16 protein-coding genes and 1 tRNA gene are annotated in these 25,719 nt (G+C 51.7%); 8 read left to right on the top strand and 9 right to left on the bottom strand.

Annotation, left to right across the window (positions count from 1 at the left end; translation table 11 throughout):
* Nucleotides 1–118: 118 nt before the first annotated feature.
* Complete coding sequence (locus KDM89_RS18570) at nt 119–2,872, bottom strand: M16 family metallopeptidase (RefSeq protein WP_212689421.1); 2,754 nt, start codon at nt 2,870–2,872, stop codon at nt 119–121.
* 103 nt (nt 2,873–2,975) lie between these two features.
* Nucleotides 2,976–3,809 (bottom strand): D-hexose-6-phosphate mutarotase, encoded by an 834-nt coding sequence (locus KDM89_RS18565; RefSeq protein WP_212689420.1) that lies wholly within the window; start codon nt 3,807–3,809, stop codon nt 2,976–2,978.
* A gap of 177 nt (nt 3,810–3,986) precedes the next feature.
* Between KDM89_RS18565 and KDM89_RS18560 the strand changes: the two genes are divergently transcribed.
* Together KDM89_RS18560 and KDM89_RS18555 are read left to right on the top strand one after the other, a co-directional pair.
* A complete protein-coding gene (locus KDM89_RS18560; RefSeq protein ID WP_212689419.1) occupies nt 3,987–4,376 on the top strand; it encodes a SirB2 family protein in 390 nt (129 codons plus the stop codon).
* A gap of 48 nt (nt 4,377–4,424) precedes the next feature.
* Nucleotides 4,425–5,969, top strand: a complete 1,545-nt coding sequence (locus KDM89_RS18555; RefSeq protein ID WP_212689418.1) for an amidase — start codon at nt 4,425–4,427, stop codon at nt 5,967–5,969.
* Here KDM89_RS18555 and KDM89_RS18550 read toward each other — a convergent pair.
* Entirely contained in the window at nt 5,963–7,555 is a 1,593-nt protein-coding gene (locus KDM89_RS18550; RefSeq protein ID WP_212689417.1) for a GMC family oxidoreductase, read from the bottom strand. The genes KDM89_RS18555 and KDM89_RS18550 overlap by 7 nt on opposite strands.
* A gap of 120 nt (nt 7,556–7,675) precedes the next feature.
* Between KDM89_RS18550 and KDM89_RS18545 the strand changes: the two genes are divergently transcribed.
* Nucleotides 7,676–8,701 (top strand): AraC family transcriptional regulator, encoded by a 1,026-nt coding sequence (locus tag KDM89_RS18545; protein ID WP_212689416.1) that lies wholly within the window; start codon nt 7,676–7,678, stop codon nt 8,699–8,701.
* Here the strand turns inward: KDM89_RS18545 and KDM89_RS18540 are convergent.
* Entirely contained in the window at nt 8,691–9,155 is a 465-nt protein-coding gene (locus KDM89_RS18540; protein WP_212689415.1) for a thioredoxin family protein, read from the bottom strand. The two genes, KDM89_RS18545 and KDM89_RS18540, sit on opposite strands and share 11 nt — an antisense overlap.
* A 188-nt stretch (nt 9,156–9,343) precedes the next feature.
* Here KDM89_RS18540 and dinB point away from each other — a divergent pair, with 188 nt between their 5' ends.
* The gene (dinB, locus tag KDM89_RS18535) at nt 9,344–10,390 is read left to right on the top strand and encodes a DNA polymerase IV (protein ID WP_212689414.1); all 1,047 of its coding nucleotides are present in this window, start codon (nt 9,344–9,346) and stop codon (nt 10,388–10,390) included.
* Between the two features lie 15 nt (nt 10,391–10,405).
* Here dinB and KDM89_RS18530 read toward each other — a convergent pair whose 3' ends face one another.
* Together KDM89_RS18530 and KDM89_RS18525 are read right to left on the bottom strand one after the other, a co-directional pair.
* A complete protein-coding gene (locus tag KDM89_RS18530; RefSeq protein WP_212689413.1) occupies nt 10,406–11,071 on the bottom strand; it encodes a substrate-binding periplasmic protein in 666 nt (221 codons plus the stop codon).
* A 215-nt stretch (nt 11,072–11,286) separates the two neighbouring features.
* Nucleotides 11,287–11,363, bottom strand: a tRNA-Arg gene (locus tag KDM89_RS18525).
* Between the two features lie 235 nt (nt 11,364–11,598).
* On the opposite strand from KDM89_RS18525, the gene KDM89_RS18520 reads away from it, so the two are divergent.
* From KDM89_RS18520 to KDM89_RS18505, 4 genes are all read left to right on the top strand, one after another.
* Nucleotides 11,599–12,135 carry a c-type cytochrome gene (locus KDM89_RS18520; protein WP_212689412.1) on the top strand — a complete coding sequence of 179 codons (537 nt, stop codon included), beginning with the start codon at nt 11,599–11,601 and terminating at the stop codon, nt 12,133–12,135.
* Between the two features lie 1,273 nt (nt 12,136–13,408).
* On the top strand, nt 13,409–16,543 hold the full coding sequence (locus KDM89_RS18515) for a TonB-dependent receptor (protein WP_212689411.1): 3,135 nt from the start codon (nt 13,409–13,411) through the stop codon (nt 16,541–16,543).
* 33 nt (nt 16,544–16,576) lie between these two features.
* Complete coding sequence (locus KDM89_RS18510; RefSeq protein WP_212689410.1) at nt 16,577–16,849, top strand: hypothetical protein; 273 nt, start codon at nt 16,577–16,579, stop codon at nt 16,847–16,849.
* A gap of 687 nt (nt 16,850–17,536) precedes the next feature.
* Nucleotides 17,537–20,350 carry a TonB-dependent receptor domain-containing protein gene (locus KDM89_RS18505; RefSeq protein WP_212689409.1) on the top strand — a complete coding sequence of 938 codons (2,814 nt, stop codon included), beginning with the start codon at nt 17,537–17,539 and terminating at the stop codon, nt 20,348–20,350.
* 87 nt (nt 20,351–20,437) lie between these two features.
* On the opposite strand, the gene guaD is transcribed toward KDM89_RS18505, so the two are convergent.
* The 3 genes from guaD to xdhA are packed head-to-tail and all read right to left on the bottom strand — an operon-like array spanning nt 20,438 to nt 25,526.
* A complete protein-coding gene (gene guaD / locus KDM89_RS18500) occupies nt 20,438–21,730 on the bottom strand; it encodes a guanine deaminase (RefSeq protein WP_212689408.1) in 1,293 nt (430 codons plus the stop codon).
* Nucleotides 21,727–24,048, bottom strand: coding sequence for a xanthine dehydrogenase molybdopterin binding subunit (gene xdhB / locus KDM89_RS18495; protein ID WP_212689407.1), 2,322 nt, complete (start codon nt 24,046–24,048; stop codon nt 21,727–21,729). The genes guaD and xdhB overlap by 4 nt, the downstream gene beginning before the upstream one ends.
* Complete coding sequence (gene xdhA, locus KDM89_RS18490; protein ID WP_212689406.1) at nt 24,045–25,526, bottom strand: xanthine dehydrogenase small subunit; 1,482 nt, start codon at nt 25,524–25,526, stop codon at nt 24,045–24,047. The genes xdhB and xdhA overlap by 4 nt, the downstream gene beginning before the upstream one ends.
* Nucleotides 25,527–25,719 lie beyond the last annotated feature (193 nt).

Below are 25,719 nucleotides of genomic sequence, written 5' to 3'. Positions count from 1 at the left end.
TCCGAAAACAGCTCAAATGCGGTGTTCAGCACAGCGATCCGGCGGTCGTCGGCAGAAAGTCCGGGCCTCAGGAAATGCCGGATGGGCATTTCTGCACAACCGGCATCCGTCGTCCGGCTTATTTTGCCGGTGTTGCAGCTGCTGCGGCAGCGGCCTTGGCTTCGTCACCGGCGATGAAGAAGCTGATGCGTTCCGGCTGGATATAACGGCGGAATGCAGCGTTCACCTGTTCCAGAGTCAGTGCGCCGATCTTGTCATCCATGCCTTTCGACCATGCCCAGGTACGGCCCAGTTCCAGATTGCCATTCCAGCCACCGGCCAGCGCGCCATCTGTAGTGCGACCCTGCACGCGTTGCTGCAGCATGCCGGATTTGGCTTTCGCCAGTTCTTCCGCTGTGAAGCCGTCTTTCAGCGCTTTTTGCAGCTCTTCTTTGATCGCGGCTTCCAGCTTGGCCAGATTTTGCGGCGCAGCGGTTGCAGACAGCGAGAAGCGTGCGACCAGTTCATGCTCATCCACACTGACGCTGGTGCCGCCGCCGTAAGACAGGCCGTCTTTCTGGCGGATACGTTCCATCAGACGCGAATTCAGACCGGCACCGCCGAAGATGTAGTTGGCAACACGCAGTGCTGCGTAATCCGGATGGTCTTCATTCATCGCAAAGCTCATGGAGCCGGAGACCACGCCGTTTTCTTTGTCCGGTGTGTTGAAGGTTTTGCGGACCGCAGGCGCTTCCGGCAGTTTGCTGATCAGACGCTGGTACGGTGCTTTGCTTTCCCAGTTACCGAAGGCGCTGGCAATCGCTGCTTTGGTGGCCGCTACATCCATGTCACCAACCACACTGATTTCACCGGCAGACGCGCCGTAGAACGCTTTGTGATACTCACGTACCTGTTCCACCGTCAGTGCTTTGATATCGGCCAGCGATTCTTCCAGTGAACGGAAAGCGCGGATATCGCCTTTCGGATACGGATTGAAATGCTGATTCATCGCACGGCTGACGATGCTCGATGGCTCATTCGCAGACGCTTCCAGATTCACAATCGCGCGTTTTTTTGCTTGCTCAAATTCATTGTCCGGGAAGTTCGCTTCGCGCAGCACATGCGATACCAGTTCCAGCGCCTTGCTCAGATTTTCTTTGGTGGTCTGGAACGAGTACAGGCCACCGCTCATTTTCAGACGCGACATTTCATCCGACAATTGCGCACGGCTGTATTTGCTGGTGCCGGTGGTCAGCAGGCTGCCGGTCATCGCGGCGACAGTGGATTTACCTTGCAGACTCTGCTCGTTACCCCAGTGCAGGCTGATCGATACATTGACCGTTTCGCCACGGTTTTTCTTCGGCAGCAGCGCGACTTTCAGCGGGCCGATTTGTGTGATTTCAGTGCGTTTATCGATATTCGCCGGAGACGGATCGAAAGCTTCACCACTCAGCGCAGCCGCTTTTGGTTTGAAGTCTTTCATGACATCGGCAATCGCCGGTGCTGCCGGGATTTCTGCGCGCTGTAACTGGTCTTCCGGAAGGAACATACCGACCGTGCGGTTGTCGCGCACATAGTATTTTTTCACAGCGGCACTGACCTGATCTGCTGTGACTTTCTCTGTGTCGTCACGGTCTTTGAACAGTGTGCGCCAGTCGCCGGTGGAAATGTATTCCGACATCGCCACGCCAATCGATTCGTGGTTATTGAGCATTTTTTCAAAGCCGTTCAGCGAATCGCGTTTGATACGGTCGATTTCTTCTTTCGTCGGCGGATTAGCTTTGAAATTCTCGATACCGGCCAGCAGTGCATCACGCGCTGCTTCGACGGATTCCCCTTTTTTCACGACCGCACCGATCAGGCTCAGGCCACCATCGACATTACCGACGGAGGTAGAGAAAATCTGCGCTACTTTACCGGTTTCCACCAGTTGTTTATGCAGACGGCCATGCGGAGTGCTGGTCAGCACGCTGTTGGCAAAACCGATCGCATCGCGGTCTTCATGCAGTGTGGACGGCACTTTATAGCCGACCATCACGATCTGAATATCTCCCTTACGACGCACAATCACACTGCGTTCACCATCCTGCGTTGGTTCCACAGTCCACAGCTTCGGCAGTACGCGGGTTGGTTTAGGAATTTTGCTGAAGGCATCAGAAATCCAGTTCAGCACTTTGGCAGTCTGGAATTTACCGGCAACCAGCAGCACAGCATTGTCCGGCTGGTAGTAAGTGCGGTAAAACGCTTGCAGGTTTTCGATTTTGACGTTTTCGATATCGCTGCGGTTACCAATGGTGGAATTGCCGTAGTTATGCCAGTCGTAAGCCACGCTTTGCATACGCTTCATCAGAACGCCGAACGGGGAATTTTCACCGCGCTCGTATTCATTGCGGACCACCGTCATTTCGGTGTCCAGATCTTTCTTGGCGATGTAGGAATTGACCATGCGGTCCGCTTCCATTTCAATCGCCCATTTCAGATTGTCATCGCTGGCCTGAAACAGTTCAAAGTAATTCGTGCGGTCCAGATTGGTGGTGCCGTTGGAACGCATACCGCGTTTGTTGAAATCGTCGTCGATATGCTGGTTCTTCGGTGTGCCTTTGAACAGTAAGTGTTCCAGCAAGTGCGCCATCCCGGTTTCGCCATAATTTTCGTGACGCGAACCAACCAGATACGTCATGTTCACAGTCACGGTCGGTTTGCTGTCATCCGGCATCAGCAACACACGCAGGCCATTCGGCAAGCGGTATTCGGTAATGCCTTCCACTGTGGTGACCTGCGTCACGCCTTTTGGCAGATTTTCCGCCAGGCTGTAAGGGGTGGTGAACAAAATGGCGCCGCCGAGCACCATGGCGCGCAGCACCGGGCTCAGAGAAAGATTCGAAAATTTCATACTCGTCCTTGGTATTGGTCTGTGACTGGCAGATTTGTGGTCTGCGCTTTCTTTATTATCGGAATGGATCGTTCCGTCGTCCCTGTAACACCTGCAGCGACGGTCAGTTCTGGTCTGTAGCCGGTAACACCTGCAGTTGTTGTTGTCCGCACCAGCTTTGTCCGGCTGCCAGAACAACCGGCTGACCGATGGCTGCTGCTTCCACGCATAACATCCGCTGATGGCCTTCCGGCTCCAGATCGCTGAGTTTGACAGCGCCAGTGGCTCCCGGGTTCCATACCACCGTATCCGCAAAGCCTTCGGCCTTGATCCGCATCACTTGCTGCGGCTGTTGCAGGTGTAATTCCGGCGGGGTATTCAGGTAAATTCTGTCGGTTTCTGCTGTGATTTGCAGGCTGTCAGCGGTTTCGGTGCATAACTGCCCACCGTTCATGCTGTCGCGGTACTGGCAGTGCTGTAAGCCGTGCAGGCTGGCCGCAGCGATATCCTGTACTGCAAAATAGGTATGCAGCGCAGCGGTAAAGGAAAAGGTTTCGGTTCCGGTATTGCTGACTTCCAGCGCTATCGTCAGCTGATCTGCATGTACCGTCACGCGCAGCTGCGCCGTAAATGCATACGGCCACACAGCACGGCTTGCATCATTATCCTGGAGTACAAATACCGCGATACCTTTACCCTGTGCATCGTTGCTGCAGGATTGCAGTGTCCAGTGCGCGGTGCGGGCAAAGCCGTGTTTCGGTAAGTGTCCCAGTCCGCCGAATTGCGGAAAGATCACCGGCACGCCGCCGCGGATTGCAGCGCCTTCGCGCCATTCGCTGGTTTTGCTCAGAAACAATTGTTCCTGACCACCGGCCGGTATCCAGGAACAGACGTGGGCGCCTTGTGCTGCAATGTGTACGCTGGCGCCGTCGGCAGCCCGTACTGTGATCTTTTCCATAGAAAACCGCTTCCTTTATGTGTTGAAATCGTCACGCATTTTTCTGAACGGCTATTGTATGACAGCAAAGCCACAAGTCACAAAAGCGCAGCAGCAAGCGCAGGTATTTCAGAGTATGCTAAGCGCGCTGTTGATTTGAACCGATCTGAACTGGTCTGATTTCTGAAACGGGAGCTTATGTCTTACCTCGCTGTCAAACATTTGCATATGGCCTGCGCCGTGCTGACCGGCCTGCTGTTTTTTCTGCGTTTATGGTGGCGCTGGACGCAGCCTGCACGTTTAAACCGTGGCTGGGTCAGAGTGTTGCCGCATCTGATTGATACTGTCTTGCTGGGTTCAGCGATCACGCTGGCTTATTTATCCGGTTTATATCCTTTGCAGCAACACTGGCTGACGGCCAAAGTGCTGGCGCTGCTGATTTATATTGTGGCCGGTGCGATGGCATTGCGCCGCGCGAAAACCGTGGCGGGCCGTTTGCTGGCCAGCGTCACGGCGATTGTTTGTTATCTGTATATTCTGGCGGCAGCGCATTTTCATTCTGCGATGCCGTGGCTGTTTCTGCACTGATCTGAACGCCGGTACGTCCGGCTTCGCTGATTTCTGAACGGAGGAAGTATGCAAACCCGCTTACTGGCCAGCCTGATACTGATGGCTTTTACGGCAGGCCATGCCGCAGCACAAACACCACCATCCACACTGGCGGAACAACAACAGGCATTGCGTAACGGCAGCCTCAGCGCACAGCAATTGCTGCAATGGTACACACAGCAAATCGCACAAAAAAATCCGCAAACCGGTGCGGTAATCAGTCTGGACCCGCAGGCAAAACAAGCCGCGCTGCTGGCGGATCAGCAGAAAAATTTCAGTCTGCCGCTGGCCGGTTTGCCTTTGCTGATTAAAGATAATATCGATGCGCAAGGCACGATTACCACAGCTGGTTCGCTGGCGCTGGCAGAAAATCTGAAACAGCAGGATGCGCCGGTGGTGGCGCGTTTGCGTAAAGCCGGTGCGATCATCGCCGGTAAAACTAATCTCAGTGAATGGGCCAATCTGCGCTCGACCCGCTCCACCAGTGGCTGGAGCAGCGCCGGTGCGCAGGTGCGTAATCCGTATGATCCGGCGCGCAGCGCCTGCGGTTCCAGTTCCGGTTCCGGCGCGGCGGTGGCGGCGCGTATGATTCCGGCTGCGATCGGTACGGAAACGGATGGCTCGGTGGTGTGTCCGGCTTCGGTGAATGGTCTGGTGGGGCTGAAGCCGACCATAGGGCTGGTCAGCCGTACCGGCATCGTACCGATCAGTCACAATCAGGATACGGCAGGGCCGATGACATTAACGGTGCTGGATAATGCTTTGTTGCTCAATGCGATGGCAGGCAGTGATCCGCAGGATCCGGTGACACGTCAGGCTGACCGCCGCCGCAGTGCGGATTACACCAAAGGACTGGATAAAGCCACGCTGAAAGGCAAGCGGCTCGGTATCGTGACCAATCTGTCGCAGGGTTATGACGCCGATACCAAATCCCTGTTCGAGCAAACTCTGAGCCTGCTCAGAGCACAGGGCGCGGTACTGGTGCCGGTGGAAATGCCGCATATGGAAGCCATCGAAAAAGATGAGTTGCCGGTATTGCTGACCGATTTCAAAGCGGATCTGAATGCCTATCTGGCGACCACACCATCTGCTGTGAAACCGCGCAGCATGGCGGATGTGATTGCTTTTAATCAGCAGAATGCGGCAAAAGTGATGCCGCACTTTACCCAGGATTTGATGGAGCAGGCGCAGGCTACAGCAGGCTTGCGTGATCCAGCCTACCGGCAAGCACTGGCACGCGCCAAACGTCTGGCGGGTAAACAGGGCATTGATGCGCTGGTAAAGCGCCATCAACTGGATGCGCTGATCGCCCCGACCACAGGGCCCGCATGGCCGATTGATTATGCCAACGGCGATGTGATCGAAGGCAGTGCCAGCACACCGGCAGCGGTTGCCGGTTATCCGCATCTGACAGTGCCGATGGGGCTGGTGCGTGGTTTGCCGGTGGGCCTGTCTTTCTTCGCAGGTGCGTGGACAGAACATCGCTTACTGCAACTGGGCGCGGCGTTTGAACGCGCCAGACCGGCACTTCCGGCACCGGTACTGCCGGAAGCGAAAGTCGCTGCTCAGTGACCGGTTTTCAGTAAATCTGCCAGCTTTTCCCCGATCATCATGGTCGGGGCATTGGTGTTGCCGCCGATCAGTGTTGGCATCACCGAGGCATCAGCAATTCGCAAGCCCTGGATGCCATGCACCCGTAACTGCGGATCGACCACCGCCATCGCATCGCGTCCCATACGGCAAGTACCCACCGGGTGATACACGGTATCGGTATGCGCGCGCAGCAAAGCGCGGATGGCTTCATCGCTGTCCGCATTGGCGGTTCGCAGATCTTTGTCTGCCCATGCACGTAGAGATGGTGCCTGCATCAGTTTTTGCGTGAGCCGGAAACCTTTGACCATCGCTTCCAGATCCTCTTCTTCTGCCAGAAATGCCGGATCGATCAGTGGCGCTGCCAGCGGATCTTTGCTTTGCAGTCGCACGCTGCCACGGCTTTTCGGACGCAGCAAACACATGTGGCAGGAGAAACCGTGGCCGGTATGCAGCTTACGCGCATGGTCATCCAGCATCGCAATCACAAAATGCAGCTGGATATCGGGTGCGGGCAGGGCTGCATCGGTTTTCAGAAATCCACCGGATTCCGCACCGTTGGAACTCAGCAAACCGCGCCGTTCGCGCTGATAACGCAGCGCTTCTTTCGCCAGCCTGACCGTGCCACCGGCCGAGATGCCGAGTAAATCCAGACTGCGGGAGCGGTACTGGAACACGAAATCCGGATGATCCTGCAGGTTTTCGCCCACACCCGGCAAGTGTTGCTGTACCGGAATACCCATAGCCTGCAGTTGCGCGGCATCACCAATACCGGAGAGTTGCAGTAATTGCGGCGTCTGAAATGCACCGGCAGCGAGAATGACTTCGCGCCGCGCTTTCAGGATTTTGCGCTGACCGTTTTGCAGATATTCCACACCGGTAGCGCGCTGGTTTTCAAACAGAATACGGGTTACGGTGCAGCCGGTTTCCACCCGCAAATTGCGGCGCTGTTGCAGATGCGGCCGCAGATAAGCATGGGCTGCCGTCCAGCGCTGGCCCTGATACTGGGTGACCTGATACACACCCAGACCTTCCTGTTCTGCACCGTTGAAATCATCATTCAGCGGAAAACCCGCTTCGCGCGCTGCCTGCACAAAATGCTGCTGGAACGGATTGTCGCTGACCAGATCGCTGACATGCAGCGGGCCGGATTGTCCGTGGAAGGCATCGCCCAGACGCTGATTATTTTCAGAGCGGATGAAGTAGGGCAGTACTTCGTCAAACGACCAGCCTTCATTCCCCAGCGCTGCCCAGTGATCGTAATCCCGGCGATGGCCCCGGATATACACCATCGCATTCAGGCCGGAAGAACCGCCGAGCATTTTGCCGCGCGGCTGATAACCGCGTCTGCCATTCAGACCGGCTTGCGGCACGGTTTCAAATGCCCAGTTATTAATGCGGGTAGGCAGCATGCCGATGACCGCCGCAGGCGTATTCACGATCCAGCTGTTACCGTTGCCACCGGCTTCCAGCACCGCGACTTGCGTCGCGGAATCTTCACTGAGCCGCCCGGCAACCGCGCAACCGCCGGAACCGCCTCCTATTACCAGATAATCACATGCGTCCATTTTGTCTCCTGTTGCAGTTTGCATGCAGCCGGCTTGCTGTGCGCCGGTCTCGCGTGTAGTGTCTGATCTTACTGGCCGGATGTGGCCAGAAACAGGACAATTTCTGCCAATTTCAGCATCATGCCCAGCCTTGCCCCGTGGCTTTCTGTCAGCGATCCGGTATTTCCCGTGCACGCCTTTGCCGGCTTGCAGGCTTTGTCGCGTGAACAGGGCTGGCAGTTTCAATTGCCGTCCGAAGCCGGAAATGCGGCAGAGAGGATCAGTTATCAGCAGGCGAGGGAAGTGCTCACTATGCTGCAAGTCCGCCACGGACGTGGACTTGCGCTGTGGTCTGGCAGCCGCAAAGCATTGCCGCAACTGAGTTATCTGGCCGAAGGTTTGCTGGCGCAGGCAACGCTGGGTGAAGCCTTACAGTTTGCGATGCAGTTTCAGCGCGTGGCAGGAGCCATGACCGGTCTGACTGCTGCTGTCAGCGGACAACATTTGCTGATCAGCGCCCAGCCTTTGTTTGCTGATCCTGAACTGGAAGATTTTCTGGCGCTCGACCATCTGACAACGGCACTGATGACGGCACGTCAGCTTGGCGGGGCCGCAATTGCACCGCTGCGGCTGGAATTGCGCTGCACCCATCTGAGTGAACAATCGGCGCTGGCGCAGGTATTCGGTTGCCGTATTGTGTTCGGCGCGGATGACAACCGTATCGTATTACCGTCATCGGTCGCGATGCAGGCAGTGCAGGCTGCGCCAGGTATTGCCGGTACGCAGGCCAGAGCGCGTTGTGAAATGGCGATCCGGCAACTGGATGGCGTGCAAAAACCAACGCTGTTACAACGCATCAGTGCAGAACACTGGGATGTGATGACGGCGGCACAGGTCGCGAATCAGGTGCATATGAGTGAGCGGGCATTCCACCGTGCGCTGGCACGTGAAGGTGTGCGCTTTGCGAATCAGACTGAGCTGATCCGTATGCAGAAAGCCAGAACAGCACTGGCGGAAGGGCGCGGCAGTGAGGACATTGCCGGTTTACTGGGCTATGCCGATGAGCGCAGCTTCCGCCGCGCTTTTCAGCGTGTACACAGCATCAGTCCGGCAGAGTACCGCCGCCGTCAGGCGGCTGAATTGCCAGTGAGGAAGCTTACTTGCTGACGATCTGGTTAAAGAAGTCGTACACGCCTTGTTCGCTCATACGGCGTGCGTTTGACAATTCACCGCCTTTGGAAGCAAACAGCACGGTATTGTCCGGTTTCAGTACCACGGCTGCCGGAATCCCCTTTTTGATCGGGTTGCCATAGGCTTCTGCCAGATCTTTGTTTTTATCAAACTGGCCGACATCCACTTTGACCAGTACAAATTTTTTGCTGATCAGTTCCGCACTTTTGCCATGCATGGATTTATCCAGTTCCAGACAATCCTTGCACCAGTTCGCACCGAAAATCACCAGCACATTTTTCTGTTCTGCCGCCGCTTGTTTGCGTGCCTGTGCAACAGCTGCAGGGGCATCTGCTGTTTCATCATAAGGTGTACCGGCTGCCAGACTCAGACCGGAGCTGAGTAACAAACCTGCGCTGACGATAGTCGCTAAAAAATGACGTTTTTTCATGTGAATCCCTTTCCTGGCAGATGATGGATGCGGTCACAGCTGGTCTGTGCCGGTTTCGTTGTGCATAGTGCCACAAGCCGGAAAAGTTTGCCTGCAAGTTCTGATCCTGCGCATTGCCGCCGGACAGGAAATCTGCATAAAATACTGTATAAATACACAGTTTCTTAAAGAGTTTCCGAAAGTCCGCATTGAAAAAGATTATCCACTGCGATTGCGACTGCTTTTATGCATCGGTTGAAATACGGGATGATCCTTCATTGCGCGGTCGTCCGCTGGCGATCGGCGGCAAGCCTGATCAGCGCGGCGTGGTTGCCACCTGCAATTACGAAGCACGCGCCTTCGGCATCCGTTCGGCGATGCCGATGTCGCAGGCAGTGCGGCGCTGTCCGGAATTACTGATCCTGCCGCCTGCGATGGAAAAATACCGCGCTGTATCGCGGCAGATCATGGCGATTTACCGCGACTACACCGCGCTGGTGGAACCATTATCACTGGATGAAGCGTATCTGGATGTCAGTGCCTGCGAACGTCTGCAAGGCAGTGCCACCCGTATTGCACAGGAAATCCGTCAGCGGGTAAGGGATGAAGTGGGCGTGACGGTGTCTGCTGGTGTCGCGCCGAATAAGTTTCTCGCCAAGATTGCCAGTGACTGGCAAAAGCCCGATGGCATGTTTGTGATTTTGCCGGCGCAGGTCGACGCGTTTGTGGCAGATTTGCCGGTGGAACGCCTGTTCGGTGTCGGCAAAGTCACAGCGGCGCGTTTGCATCAGCTGGGCATCCGCACCTGCGCGGATTTGCGCACCCGCAGTCTGCCGGAGTTGCTGCAGCAATTCGGCAAAATGGGCCGCAGCCTGTATCTGCTGTCGCGTGGTCAGGATGAGCGTGCAGTGGAGCCGGACAGCGAACGTAAATCGGTGAGCGTAGAAGAAACCTATGCGGAAGATTTGCCGGATATCACCAGTTGCCTGCAGGAATTACTGGTGTTGTACGAGGCGCTGATTGCGCGTGCTGAGCGTTGTCAGGCCTTGCCGCAAGTGCATAAGCTGTATATCAAGCTGCGTTTCTCAGATTTCAAAGTCACCACTGTGGAATGCGTGGGTAGTGCACCGGATTTGCAGCAGTATCAGGAATTGCTGCAAACAGGTTTTGCCCGTCGCAACCGTCCGGTACGCCTGATTGGTCTGGGTGTGCGTTTGCAGGATAAATTGCCGCAAGGGCAGATGCCTTTGTTTTAGGCAGACCGGGTGTGGTCAGCGCATGTATTTATTGCGCAGTTTTTCCGGCAATCCCGATTGCTGCACTTTTTCAAATGCCTGTTTCAGCTTTTGCACCAGTGCTGGATCACTCTGTTTATTCAGCGCCAGAAAATACTGGTGGCTTTGTTCCAGCAGTAGAACCGGCTCCAGTTCATCCGGCTTGCGTTGCAGCGATTTCATCATGAAAGCCGCGCTCCAGTCCTGCGAAATGACCAGATCTGCACGCCCCAGCAGAAACTTCCGGAAATTCGATTCCACGCTGGGTGCCAGTTCCATCTGCGCTTCAGTCAGCCCCGCTTCTTTGGCGAAGGCTTTGGTCGATGCCATTTCCCGCACTGCGCCGATGCGGTAACGGGTACAGTCCGCCAGCGTTTTGACCACGATATCGTTACGGCTGCGTAATTTGTACAAATAGATGAGGCGCGGCGATACGGGGCCGATCCACTCAAACTGCGTTTCCCGTTCAGGGGTACGCGTCACAGAAAAAATCAGGGTATTCGGCTGCGACAGGGCTTGCTGATAGGCGCGAACCCAGGGCATAAACTGAATGTCAGCTTGTACATCCGCCTGCTTCAGCACGGCTTGAACCAGCTCTGTGGTGTAGCCCTGCGCAACGCCGTTTTCCTGATAGTTCAGCGGCGGCAGATTTTCTGTCAGCACCTGCAGTTGCGTGGCACCGGCTGTATTGCAGAACAGCAGGACGGACAAACAGAGCAAGGCCGGTGAAAGGGATGATAAAGAGAAGCAGCGCATGCCGCTGATTGTATGCTCCGATGGTGTAATGGCGATGACAATGCCGACGAACTGTCGTTATTTGACAGCAGCAGAAGAGAAAACCGGAGAGATTATTGCGGGAGGGAATGACAGACAGATTGTGGCGCGCCAGACACGAATCGAACGTGCGACCCCAGCCTTCGGAGGGCTGTACTCTATCCAACTGAGCTACTGGCGCGCTGCAGAACAAGCGCAGTATTCTACCCGAAATTCGATTTTGCCGATGCTATCCGCTTAAAGAAATTTTCTTTTCGGCTATATAAAGTGCAGGTTTCTTGTTTCAGCTCAGATTCACTCACATTCCCATTGAATTTTATTAGTTCTATAATCAGACGCCACCCTGCGGCTTGTGAAAGCTGCCCGAGAATGAGAACAATCTGACTGTTTAATTCAAATTATCTGATGAGGAATTTATGAGCGACGCGCACGACCAACACGAATCCGTGATCAAAACCCCGAAACAACTGATTGTCGCTGTGCTTGCCGGTTTCCTGGTTCCCATCATCGCCATCATGCTGCTGGTGCAGTTTGTCTCCAACGGTAAAAAAGAACCGGCAGGTTCCAGTGCCTTGTCGCCGGAAGCTGTGGCAAACCGTATTCAACCGGTTGCGGATGAAGGCTATACCTTCAAAGATGCCAGCGGCCCGAAAGTGCTGATGGCTGGCGACGCGGTCTACAAAATGGTGTGCTCTGCCTGCCACGATACCGGTGCGGCTGGTGCGCCGAAGTTCGGTGATGCCGGTGCATGGTCTGCCCGTATTGCACAAGGCTACGATACGCTGCTGGACCACGCCATCAAAGGTATCCGCGCAATGCCGGCCAAAGGCGGTAATGCGGATCTCAGCGACGTGGAAGTGGCACGTGCAGTCGTTCACCTGGCCAATGCCGGTGGCGCAAAATTCAAAGAGCCGGAAGTCAAAGAAGCGCCGGCAGAAGAAGCCGCAAAATAAGTCTTCACAGCTGCCTCGCAGCGCTGCTGTTCCGCAGCAAAGCCTGACCCGCAATAGCACCGCAATCAGAACAGAGCGCGGTGCTTTTCTTTTTCCCCTTCTCCTGTCCGGGCACTGCTATCCCGGTATCGCAGCATGCGTTCCACCTGCAAATTGCAGCGTTCGCTTAAAAATCTGCGGTTCACAAACGTCATCTCCTGACTTGTCCCGGTGACTCTCACAGCCCAGTCGTGCCGTTACCTGCCGGTTTTTGGCTCAAAAACACCCGAAATGCGGCGTTCAGCACAGCACCTGCCCGCTCCACGGCAGAAAGTCCGGACGTCCGTTTTTACCGAATGACGAAAATTGCATAAGGACGCGTGTTTTCTGATGCTGCCAGACACAAGCCGTGCCGCGCTGTTGTTGTGTGTATCTTTTAACAGTGCGATCTGTACGGAGATCAGACCAGACAATTTTCCGCGTCGCAGGCCTTATCAGCATTGAGCAGGCCTGACTCTTCAATCCCACTTCCGCCTGAAGATCAGCGGATCAGGCAACTCTTCTGACGCATATCTTTTACACGAATCTGCTTGCACGTAAGCATTGTTTCTTGTGTAACAGGAGAATGTCCGGCCAGCGTGTTCGTGGCTTAGTAATCTGAAAATAAATATTGGCTTAATCAGTTGACTTCAGTTTCCCGAGACCTTGTTGTTGACCATTGCGCACCAAAAAACAACAAGCTGTTGCATGAATGCACCAAAACAGTGCTGTTAAGTGGGTATTAATATGATGTTGTGTTTTTGCAAAAGAATACAAACATCGAAAAGAACAAGCTGAATAAGAATGAAATTCGGAAATTGTGCAGATTTCTTAAATTTGACCAAATATATGCGAGAAAACTTGTTCTGAGTGGAATTAAATATTGCTCTGCACAAAATAGAAGCATTGATTTTTTATGCGGTTTTTGTAGCATTTTGAAGTGTTGTATTTAAGGGAATCCGCTAAATCCCTTCATTGACACTGACTATGTTGAAATGTTTCCATGATGGGTAATATTTTTCGGAACGTTAATTTGCAGCACAAACAAAAGTTTGTTTCTGTAAAAAAACAAAATCGTGCAAACGCACAAAAACTGATGAACCGGAAATATTGAACGAGGTGTAGTAAGTACTGAAGCAACGTTACCGGAGCAAAAGATTCCGGAACGTTAACAGACTCACAAAAACAAGCTGCCGGATGACGAAATATTCTTCATTTCCGGCTGCAATGTTGAATTGGATACTTAGGAACTCACATGTCTAAAAAAAATCTTGTGTTTAAAAAGACACTGGTTGCCCGTGCCTTAATGGTGGCATTTGGCGTCGGTGCTGCAACTGTCGGATTTGTGCCGGAAGTAATGGCACAGTCGACGGCTGCAGGTATTATTTATGGCCAAATCGATAATTCTTCTGGTGCATCGGTCGTTATCTTAAATACCGAGACTGGTGCCAAGCGAACAGTGACCCCGGATGCATCGGGTCGCTACCAGGCTACCGCATTGCCGATTGGCCACTATAAAGTACAACTGGTTCGTAATGGAAATGTTGATCGTACGGACGAAACCGATGTCATTGCTGGTCAGGGTGTTAACGTATCATTTGCGGCAGCAGCACAAACTGTTCAGGTGACAGCTGCACGTACACGTATTGATGTATCTAACACTAACAACGGCGCCGTGTTCAGTGCCAAAGAGCTGGCCAGAATGCCAGTAAAAACAGACCTCAGCTCGGTCGCATTGCTGGCTCCGAATACCACACGTGGCGATTCAGCCTACGGTAACGCAACCAGTTTCGGTGGTGGTGGCGTGTCTGAAAACTCGTTTTACATCAATGGCTTACCAGTAACTAATCCGCTTACCCAACTGGGTTCGTCACAGTTGCCATTCGGCGCAATTGCACAGGTCTCCGTGATCACTGGTGGCTTTGGTGCCGAATTCGGACGTTCGATTGGTGGTGTTATGAACGTAACCACCAAGAGCGGTACGAATAACTGGGAAGCCGGAGCAACCTACAGCGTGTCACCGAACGCTTTGCGTGCTACGCCATTAGATATTTATTACGACAAGACAGGCAATCCTAATAACGTAAAAACTGATGGCACTTTGTATCGTAAGCTGAGTGTATCCACAGTCGATGAGCAGCAATATGGTGCCTACGTAGGCGGTCCATTGATTAAGGATAAGTTGTTCATGTTTGTCGCGGTTGATCGCACAGTAACGGACTACGAGCGCCCCGATAACACGGACAGTACAACTCTGAGCCGTGATGGTTGGTTCAATACGCGCGGTGACAATATCCGTTATCTGGCCAAATTCGACTGGAATCTGACTGATGATCATCGTCTGGAGCTGACCTCGCTGGGTGATAATACTAAAGAGCGCATTCAGCGTTTTGGTTTTGATGATAAGACACTCACTCACAACAACGTTTTATACAATCAAATCGACCAGAAAAACGCAGGTTCGACCGGATCCAGTTCAAATGCGCTCAAATACATTGGCCAGCTGACCGACAACCTGACGCTGACCACATTGTATGGCGTACTAAAAGCTAAACGCGATGTGTCCTATCAGGATTACGACGTGAATGCGCCATTGCTGTCGATCACTTCTTCACCGTCGACGCGCGTACCTACTCTTGATAAGAGTTTGTACACAAATTATCAGAAATACTCGGGAAATATTACCAAACCCGGCGACGATACTGTTAAATCCTTCCGTTTCGATCTGGAATACAAGCTCGGTGACCACACGATCCGTGGTGGTCTGGACAAAAACGAACTCGAAGCAATGAACGCAGGGGTATTCCGCGCTGGTGGTGGCAACTGGGCGTACAAAAAAGTGCCGATCGGCCAAGAGTTTAGTCCCGTAGCTTTGTCTAATAGCCGTTTGGGCGTCGTTGGTAACTTTGGCGGATTTGGTCCACAGGGATATTATGTTCAAAAATTTGAATTCAGCAGTATTACAAATGCAAAATCTTCTCAATCGGCGCAGTATATCGAAGACCGTTGGCAGGCAACCAAAGATTTGCTGATTGTTGGCGGTTTGCGTAATGATCAGTACAGCAACTCGAATGGTGATGGTGAGAAGTTCATCGACATGAAAAATCAGCTGGCGCCACGACTGGCGGCTTCCTGGAATGTGAATGGCGATTCTTCTATGAAGGTATTCGGTAGCCTCGGTCGCTATTACCTGCAGTTGCCAACACAGGTAGCTGCTCGTGCTGCCAGCCGCTCTACTTATCTTCGTCAGGATTTCACTTACACTGGTATTGACAATAAAGGCCAGCCAACTGGCTTGAATCCTATTAATACGCCAGCATCTCCGGACGGTGAATTCAATCAGGCGAAAGATCCGCGTTCTGTTGCTTCAAAAAACCTGAAACCAAACTTCCAGGATGAAATTACTCTGGGCTTTGAGCGCGCTATGAGTCCAAGTCTGAATCTGGGGGCAAAACTAACTTATCGCAAACTCGGCGCAGGTATCGACGATAATTGCGACATGCGTGGAATAATGGCTTATTCCAAGCGAGTGGGTTTACCTCAGCTGTTTATGGGTGGTGAGACTCCTGCTAATGGTGGTTACTACGGCCCATGCTTTATTTTCAATCCGGGGGAAGATGCCACAATCTGGGTGGATGGTCATGATGCAACCGGTGCTGTGATTCCTGGACAGGGTCGCTGGGTCACATTCACAGCTAAAGAAATGGGTTTCCCGAAAGTAGAGCGTACGTATACAGCAGTCGACCTGTTTGCAGAGCATCCTTTCCGCAATCATTGGTATGGCAAAGTGAATTACACTTGGTCTCGCTCCAAGGGTAACATGGAAGGCCAGACTAATTCGGATACCGGTCAAACTGACGTTGGTACGACAGCACTGTGGGATTTCCCGGAATTCATGACCTTTGCTAACGGCTTGTTACCAAACGATCGTACACATCAGATCAAGGCATTTGGTTTCTATGAGTTCAACAGTGAGTGGACATTGGGTGCTAACCTGCTGCTGCAATCTGGTCGTCCGAAATCTTGTATTGGTACCGATGGGGATGCGGAGCAAGGCCTGAAGAGCCCATGGGGTGCTGATTACGGCGGTACTGGTTACGGTAATTCTTATTTTGGCTGGTGTGATGGCAAGGCTAATCCACGTGGTTCGCTGGGTCGCATGCCATGGGAAAAACGTCTGGACCTTAGCCTGACCTACAAACCTCAGTTTGCTAAAGGACTGGTTGTTGGTTTGGATGTTTACAACGTTACCAACAATCAGGTTCAGTTGACACGTGAAGAAGAGTTCGACGGTGGCGATGGCTCACTCCAGGCGAGCTACAACCGTGTTCGTGCGTATGCTGCACCACGCTCGGCTAAACTGCGCATTGAGTATCACCACAAGTTCTGATCCATCAGAGCGAAATTGGGTAAGAGCGGCAATATGTTGTTGCTCTTGCCTGAACTTGAAAAAAGCCCCGTGTTTCTACGCGGGGCTTTTTGTTTTCTAGCTGAAATAGGTGATGAACCCTTGTGTTGGGACGTAAAAATCCGTTTCGCTTTCTACGATTATGATGCAATAGTAGACGCGGTATTATCTTTCTTGATTCAGGTTATTAAGCAACGCGATACCAGGTGGGCCGTCACCACCTCACAGAAAAGTGGTCGCATCGACAAAGTTTATATTGCTTCGGAAGCAGGGGAACCATTATTTTGACCTTAACGCGATAAGGTCTGCTCGAGGATAATGCAAAATCTGAGTAGACGTTTTACTCGGTGGTTTGACACGCTCAGTGCGATAGGTAGCGATTTTTTGAATTTTTTGGAAGCCGATGGCGTAGCTTTTGGTTGCCTATTTGGTCAGTACACTTTTCGGGAAAGTGCTGATTAATTTGATTTTTATTCAAATGGCCCGTGATAAATCTTCTTGTTTATTAGATGCAAACACCCCCAATGGATTTACGTTCGCATCTTCTGGAGAGTTAGGTTACTACTGCACCTAAATCGAAATTTTGCATCTTTTTCATCATCCTCACAGTGACTGTAAGCCTGCTGTATCCCCATTTTCTTTCATGTTCTCCGTAGGGCGACAGTCGGATTTTTGTAGTTCTCACTGATTCTCTGTATTTAATCAGAAGTTTGATCGTCTTTCTTCTTGCTAAAGATCCGCGAGTTTTTGGCAATCTTCAGTGCCTATATCTGGGGTAGGAAGTTATATCGATCAACAGTAAAGGCTCAATAAGCCGTAAAACCGTTGTATTTAAGCGGATCTTAAAATTTACATATTGACACAAATGCTAATCGGATGATCTCATAAATATCTTGCAAATATATTGAAAATATATATTGTGGAAATTAGTGGCAGATCTTGCAGCTGTCACATGACCTAATCCGGAGATAAGTAATGATCGAAAAGAAGTTAGCTAAGACTGTGCGCGTTTTGTGCGCTAGTGGTTTATTGGTTACTGGTCTGACCAGTACAGTAGCCTATGGAGAAGAAGTGCAGAAAGTAGAAATTCTGGGCTCCTCAATTAAGCGTATCGCTAAAGAAGGTGCGTTGCCGGTGCAAACCCTGAGCAATGCAGAAATCCAGAAAACAGGCGCAAAAACCGTTGAGGACCTGATTCAGAACTTGCCAGCAATGCAGGGTTTTACAGCCTCCTCTTCATCGGTAAATGGTAGTGGTGGTGGTGTACAGACAGCATCGGTGCATGGAATCGGTGAAAGCTATACGCTGGTATTGCTGAATGGTCGTCGTATGGCACCTTTCGGTTCTGGTAGCAGTGTGAATCTGGCGAGCATTCCGATGTCTGCAGTGGAGCGTGTTGAAGTACTGACAGACGGTGCTTCTGCTTTGTATGGTTCTGACGCCATCGCAGGTGTGGTGAACTTTGTCCTGAAGAAAAATCAAACCGATGCCGTGATCGATGCAACTTACAATGGTACGACGCAAGGCGGTGGTCAAAGCTATAACGCTTCTATCTCCAAAGGTTTTGGTAATCTGGAAGAAAACGGCTATAACGTTTTGCTGTCCTATGCGCATGACGAAGTAAAAGAGTTGAATGCATCTCAGCGCGCGTTCGGGAAAACGGGTCTGGCGAAGTTTATGCATAATGGGAAATTGCACTCTATGTACCAGGGTGCAATCAATACCAGCCCTGCATCTGTAGGCTTGGATTTGAAAAATGGTGGTTATTTCGAATTTTCACCAAATTATGCACGCGAAAAAAAATGCGGCCCCAACACCTTTTTAGTAAAGGATGCTTCTACAGAGTCTTGCTGGTTCGATTATGCCGGCACAGTAATGCTGCAACCATCCTCAAAACGTGACAGTTTTTTTGGTTCCCTGAACTATAAATTAAACGAAGATACGACACTGTTTGCAGAAGCTGTTGCATCACGATATAACATGAAGGCACGTTATGCGCCGGCAGCACAGTTTATCGGTATGGATATGAATAGCGATCTGTACAAAAATAATGTGTTGCCATACCTTGCTCAGTACAACCTGAAACCAGAAGATATTGCCGATGCTGGCATGAATATGCGTTTCGTGGATGCGGGAGGCCGTACCAGAAACTATATTGCAGACTCTCGTCACATCGCAATTGGCGTCAACGGATCATTCCGTAATATTGACTACACGGTTTCATATGTACATTCAGAAAATAAAAATACTTCTGAATACGCTGGTGGTTTTATGAGCAAGGTTCGCTACAACGCATTGTTGGCAGCGAAAGCATTTGATCCGTTTGCCGCCGCAGGTAGTTCATCTGCAATTCTGGCACCGGCAGTTTTACATGAAACTGAAGATGTCACTAAGGTAAAACTGGACACAGTCAGCGTACGCGGTTCCGGCGAATTGTTCAAAGTTAATGCTGGTTCAGTACAATTTGGTGCAGGTGCTGACTTTAGCCGTCAGACTTATGTCTATGCCCCTAGTGCAATTCATCAGGGCAAAAATCCGCAGCAGCCTGATTTCACTGATTCACCTTTAGGCGACTCTGCCGGTGCATTGCCAGCGGATGCATCGCGTAAAAACTGGGGTACTTTCGGTGAATTATTTATTCCGGTCTTAAAAAATCTGGATATTACAACTTCGGCACGGTACGACAGCTATTCTGCTGTAACCAATAATTCGGTCTTTGACGCAACTAAGAAGCTGATTGGTACGGCGGAGCAAGGTGAAGCGCAATCAAAAGCAACCTATAAAATTGGTGCTTCCTATCGTCCTGTTGATGCACTGATGCTGCGTGGCTCTTATGCAACCGGTTTTAAGGTAGCGCCTATGACCAGTATCGCCGATCCGGTGAAGTATAACGGTGTAACTTCCGGTGCTTACCCATGTCCTGTTCAGGCACCAGATCCGCGTGCGCAATATTGTAAAGGCCGAACACAGTATGATCTGTTGTCTGGCGGTAATGCGCTGACCGGCGCGAATGCACTGAAACCAGAAAAGTCGACTCAATATACTCTGGGGCTTCGTGTTGAGCCAACATCCAGCCTGTCGCTTGGTATGGATCTGTGGATGGTGAAGATTAAAGACCAGTTGGCAGATTTGCCGGAAACAATGGTATTTGGTGATCCTTCCCGATACAGCAGTCTGATTCAGGTAATTGATGACCAAAACAGTGGCCGTAAGAAAATTGCAGTCTTACTGCCTACTCAAAACCTGGCTGAATCTTACAATAAAGGTCTGGACTGGGATCACAGCTATAAAGCGAAAACAGGTATTGGTGAATTCACTGTCAACTGGACAGGTACTTACATGCTGAATTCTGACTATGCATTGCCTGGTCAGACACTTGAGAGTTCTGTAGGTCGTTTTGATTCATATAACAATGTTGTGTTCCGTATCATTTCCAGACTGGCAACAACCTGGAAGCAAAATGGTCAGTTCAGTCACACACTGGCGATGAACTACAAATCTGGCTATCACGATATGGAAAACTGGGTTAAAGAAATGAACCCGGATGGAACATATGGCAACGACGTTAAAATCCAGCGCGATGTGAGCCCGTTCATCACATTTGACTGGCAGACTCGCTACCAGTTTAACAAAGCACTGACACTGACTGCTGGGGTCAAAAATATGTTCAATGTCGATCCTCCATTCTCAATTCGTACGCAAGGTGGCGGTAATCAGATTGGCTATGATGCACGATACGCCAGTGCGCTTGGCCGTCAGATTTATCTGACTGGTAACTACCGTTTCTGATCAGAATTTTGATCTGAAATAATAAAAGGTTGCATCAGAAATGATGCAGCCTTTTTATTTATTAATCAGAATAATTATTTTCTGAGTTTATTTCTGACGTATGCCGGCAGCGTAAGTGGCTTCAATCGTCCGGTCGTCGCCCAGCATGGCAATTGCAAATAACATTTCTTCCAATGAATCTGCATTTTCGGTTCGGCGGCTGAGTAATTGTGTCGCTTTCGGATTCAGAACGATGAAATCTGCTTCGGTACCCGCTTGCAGTGTACCGATCTGATGTTCGAGTTGCATGGCTTTTGCACCGCCCAGTGTTGCATAGTAAAACATGCGCAATGCATTCAGATGATATCCACCCATGCGCGCCACTTTATGCATTTCATTCATGGTTTGCAGCATGGAAAATGAAGTGCCCCCACCAACATCTGTTGCTATACTCAGTCGGACCTGATGCTGCTCTGCACTGCTGAAATCAAATAGTCCGCTGCCCAGAAACAAATTTGATGTCGGGCATACCGAAATGGCGGAGCCGGTTTCGGCCATGCGCCGGGTATCCGTTTCATCCAGCCAGATACAGTGTGCATACATCGCACGCTCACGCATCAGCCCGAACTGATCGTAAATATCCAGATAGCTGCGTGCTGACGGAAACAGGCTGCGGGCCCATGCGCATTCATCTTTATTTTCTGCGACATGGGTTTGAATAAAGGTATCCGGATACTGACGTGCCAGTTCACCGGTCAGTCCAAGTTGCTCGTTTGTTGAGCAAGGTGCAAAACGCGGCGTCAGCGCGTATAACTGACGTCCCCTGCCATGCCATTTTCTGATCAGATCTTCGCTGTCACGTGCACCGCTTTCAGCGGTATCCTGCAGATAGTCAGGGCAGTTGCGGTCCATTAATACTTTGCCCGTCACCATACGTAAATTACGCTGGTGACTGATACCAAAAAACGCATCTGCAGATTCTTTGTGTACCGTACTGTAGACCATTGCAGTGGTGGTACCGTTTTTCAGTAACTCATCGAGAAAAAATGCAGCTACTTCCTGTGCGTATTCATGGTCGCCAAACTGACTTTCTGCGGGGAAGGTGTACGTTTCCAGCCAGGGTAATAATCCTTCTGCGGGCGATGCAATAATATCTGTCTGCGGATAATGCACATGGGTATCAACAAACCCGGGCATAATCAGTTTGCCACTGTAGTCAGTAAGGCTGATATGTTCGGGTAACTTATCTCTCAGACTGGCGTAGGCACCACTGGCGACAATCGTTTCACCATTCAACAGTAACAAGCCATCTTCATGCCAGACAACGGCCTGATCATCACATTGCGGATCACCGGTGAAATACAAAATACTGCCGCGAAAGGCCTGAGTAACATTCATCATTGTGTCAGTGTGGATTGCATAGTTTGAACTGCATTCAGAATCGCTTCCGGTGTTGCCGGTGCAGACAAAGGAACATTCCCTCTGTAGCCCGGATTGATACCGGCAATCGCATCTCTGATTGCAAAAAATACGGAAAATGCCAGCAGTAGCGGCGGTTCACCGACCGCTTTTGAGCGGTGTATCGTCTCTGCTGCATTGATATTATTGAACAGGTGGGTGTTAAAACGTGCCGGGCAATCGGAAACAGCCGGAATTTTATAGGTAGATGGCGCGTGCGTGCTTAGCTTGCCATCCTGATTCCAGACCAGCTCTTCCATCGTCAGCCATCCCATTCCCTGAATGAAGCCACCTTCCACCTGTCCCTGATCAATCGCAGGGTTCAGAGATTGCCCCGCATCGTACAGCAGATCTGCCGCCAGCAATTTCCATTCACCGGTCAGTGTGTCGACAATGACTTCTGACAATGCTGCACCGTAAGCAAAATACTGGAACGGGCTACCCTGCATTTTTGCGGAATTCCAGTGTATCCCCGGAGTGGCATAGAAACCGTCGGACCAGAGCTGAATTCGTTGCAGGTAAGCTTTCTGAACGAGTTCACTGAACGGCATCATCCAGTTGCCAGTACTCACAACATTCTCCGAAAACACCACGTCTGCTTCCGCACTGCCGGACAGTTGTGCAGCCAGCGCGGTCAGACGATTGCGCAACTGAATTGCGGCGTCCTGTACAGCTTTTCCATTCAGATCTGTGCCAGTTGATGCAGCGGTTGCAGAAGTGTTGGCGATTTTGCCGGTATCTGTTGCGGCAATATGCACTTTATCGGCGCTAATTCCGAGCTCGTGGGCAACCACCTGCAGAATCTTGGTGTGAATACCCTGTCCCATTTCTGTGCCACCGTGATTCACCAGCACCGTGCCATCCAGATAAATATGTACCAGCCCGCCAGCCTGATTCAGATGAGTGACATTGAACGCAATGCCGAATTTCACCGGGGTCAGCGCAAGTCCTTTTTTCAGTACGGGGCTCTGGCGGTTAAATGCCTGAATCGCCGCTTTTCGGGTTTGATAATCCGCATTCTGATACAACTGTTCGGACAGCGGTTTTAGAATATTATCTGCGACTGGCTGACCATAATGGGTGACGCAGCGTTCCTGTGATGGATCAGGATCATAAAAGTTATGTCGCCGCACATCGAAAGGATCTTTTCCGAGATGTCGGGCAATATCGTCCATCAGATATTCAATCAGCAGCGCGCCCTGAGGGCCGCCAAAGCCGCGGAAGGCAGTATTCGACTGCGTATTGGTTCTGGCACACAGCGCACGGATATCGACGTCGGACAGGTAATAGGCATTATCCAGATGGCAGACTGCGCGGGTTGCGACCGGGCCGGAGAGATCGGCAGAAAAGCCGGCGCGGCTGATCATTTGAACAGATAAGCCCAGTAAGCGGCCGTTTTCATCAAATCCGGCATCGTAGTCATAATAAAAGTCATGACGCTTGCCGGTGACCAGCATGTCATCATCGCGGTCAGCGCGCAGTTTGACTGGTCGTTTCAGGCGCGCCGCAGCAATTGCTGCAGAGGCCGCCCATAACGCAGACTGTGATTCTTTTCCGCCAAATCCGCCACCCATACGGCGACAAACGACTTGTACCTGATGGCTGCCGATATGTAATGCATGCGCAACCACGTGCTGCATTTCGCTGGGATGCTGGGTGGAGCAATAAACCTGCATATTTCCGGATTCACCCGGTAACGCATAGGCAATCTGCCCTTCCAGATAAAACTGTTCCTGCCCGCCAACCTGCCATTGCCCCTGAATGCGATGCGGTGCTGATGTCAGGCGGGTTTCTGCATCTCCGCGCTGCAAATGCATGGGTGGAATCACCAGTTGCCCCTGTGCTGCTGCTTCCCGGGGATTCAGGTTTGCCGGCAGTACCTCAACATCGAAAATGGCAAGCCGGGCCGCCTTGCGCGCCAGTTCATGGCTTTCAGCAACCACAATAAAGACAGGCTGACCTGCGTATTGCAGTACGCCGTCGGCCAGTACCGGATCATCTTTAATAATTGGCCCGCACTGGTTCTCGCCGGGAATATCGTCCGCGGTAAAAACAGCGATTACACCGGGACTGGCTTTTACTTTGCTCAGATCAATGTGCCTGAGGCGCGCATGGGCATACGGCGACAGTCCAAGTGCCGCATGCAGTGTTCCGTGTAACTCAGGAATATCGTCGGTGTAAATGGCTGTTCCGCTGACATGCGCCCATGCCGATTCATGCACACGCTGAGCTAACACGGGTTTATTCATGTTGTCGTTCATTGCTGCTCTCCTGCGGCTGCATAGGCAGTCAGTGACAATGCGGCGTCTTTTGCTTCCGAAAACGGACTGGTTTCCAGCCAGAATCTTCTGAGCAGATTTGCACACAACTGACGGCGATAAGCAGCACTTGCCCGCATATCGGAAATCGGGCTGAACTCATCGGTAATGGCAGTGCAGGCTTGTTCCAGTGTTGCCTGGTCCCACAACTTGCCTTCGATGACAGCTTCGGTCTGTCGCGCCCGTGCCGGAATTGCGGCGACGCCACCGGCGCCGATCCGTACATCATGCAAATGTCCGTCGGCCAGTGTTGCGGAAAGAGCGATACAAACTGCTGAAATGTCCTGATCAATACGTTTGGAAATTTTCCAAACCCGGAATAAACGGTCTTTTGCGCGTAGCGGAATCAGAATCCGGGTGACGACTTCTTCCGGACGCAAATCTTTTTGCCGGTAACCGGTATAAAACGCTTCCAGCGGAATTTGTCGTGTTCCGTTAATACTCGCGAGTTCGATGCGGGCACCTAATGCGATCAGCCATGGCATCGAGTCTCCGATCGGCGAACCGTTGGCGATATTTCCGCCCAGCGTACCGGCATTTCTGACTGGCAAAGAAGCAAAACGGTCGGCCAGCTCAGCCAGTTCCGGATATTCATCCAGGCAGGTACGGTAAGCCTGTTCGACAGAAACTGCTGCGCCTATCTGTATTTCGTCTTCTTTGCGGCAGCACTGATGTAAAACATCAACGTTTGCGACGGAAATAAAATCGCCGAGTGCGCGGAATTGCTTGGTAATCCATAAGCCGATATCCGTAGAGCCAGCGATCAGCGTTGCATCCGGCATGTCCTTGCGCAGCGTTAACAAGGTATCCAGCGTCCGCGGTGCATGCCAGTGTTGCTGTTGCGCGCTGTAATGAAAGTGATCTTCTTCCGCGATGCCAGCAAGCCTGGTCGCCAGCGCTTGCCGGTCAAATGACCGCTCCGGCATGCTTTCTGCGACTTGCATTGCATCAATAATCGGGCGGTATCCTGTACAGCGGCACAGATTTCCCGACAAGGCGCGCTGAATTTCGGGGCGCGTAGCCGGTGTTCCCCGGTCTGCGCGTTGCAGGTAGATGCTCCACATCGACATCATGAAACCCGGCGTGCAGAATCCGCATTGCGAGCCGTGACAGCTGACCATCGCTTCCTGTAACGGATGCGGCGCTTCGCGGCTGCCCAGCTGATCAGCCGTGAAAACGGCTTTGCCATGCAACGACGCCAGCGGTAGCAGGCAGGCGTTCGCGGAGCGCATCTGCAGTGCGCCGTTTCTGAGTTCCCCGACCACCACGGTGCAGGCACCGCAGTCTCCTTCTGCACAACCTTCCTTGACTGAAGTGCAATGGGAGTCTTCTCTCAGATATTGTAATAGGGTACGGGTTACCGGCTGATCAGAGACGGTATGTAACTGGCTGGCATGGAAAAACCGAATCGGGGCGGACATCGCAACTCCGGATGAAATGTGTTGTGTATGCGCACTGCTGACAGAAATGCACTATTCATAACGGAAGACTAACATCCTGAAAAGATTGCGCTATATCAAATATATGATAGAGGCTATCAATCGTCCGGTGAACCGTGTGCAGATGCCTGAAAAGCGCCATGTCTGCAAATTAAATTTTGTGAAGTTCCGGCTC

The sequence above is a fragment of the Cognatundibacterium luofuense genome, assembly GCF_018139685.1.
Taxonomy (GTDB): Bacteria; Pseudomonadota; Gammaproteobacteria; order Burkholderiales; family Burkholderiaceae_D; genus Undibacterium; species Undibacterium luofuense.
The sequence above is the reverse complement of the archived record's forward strand: the minus strand, read 5'-3'. Positions and strand labels throughout refer to the sequence as shown.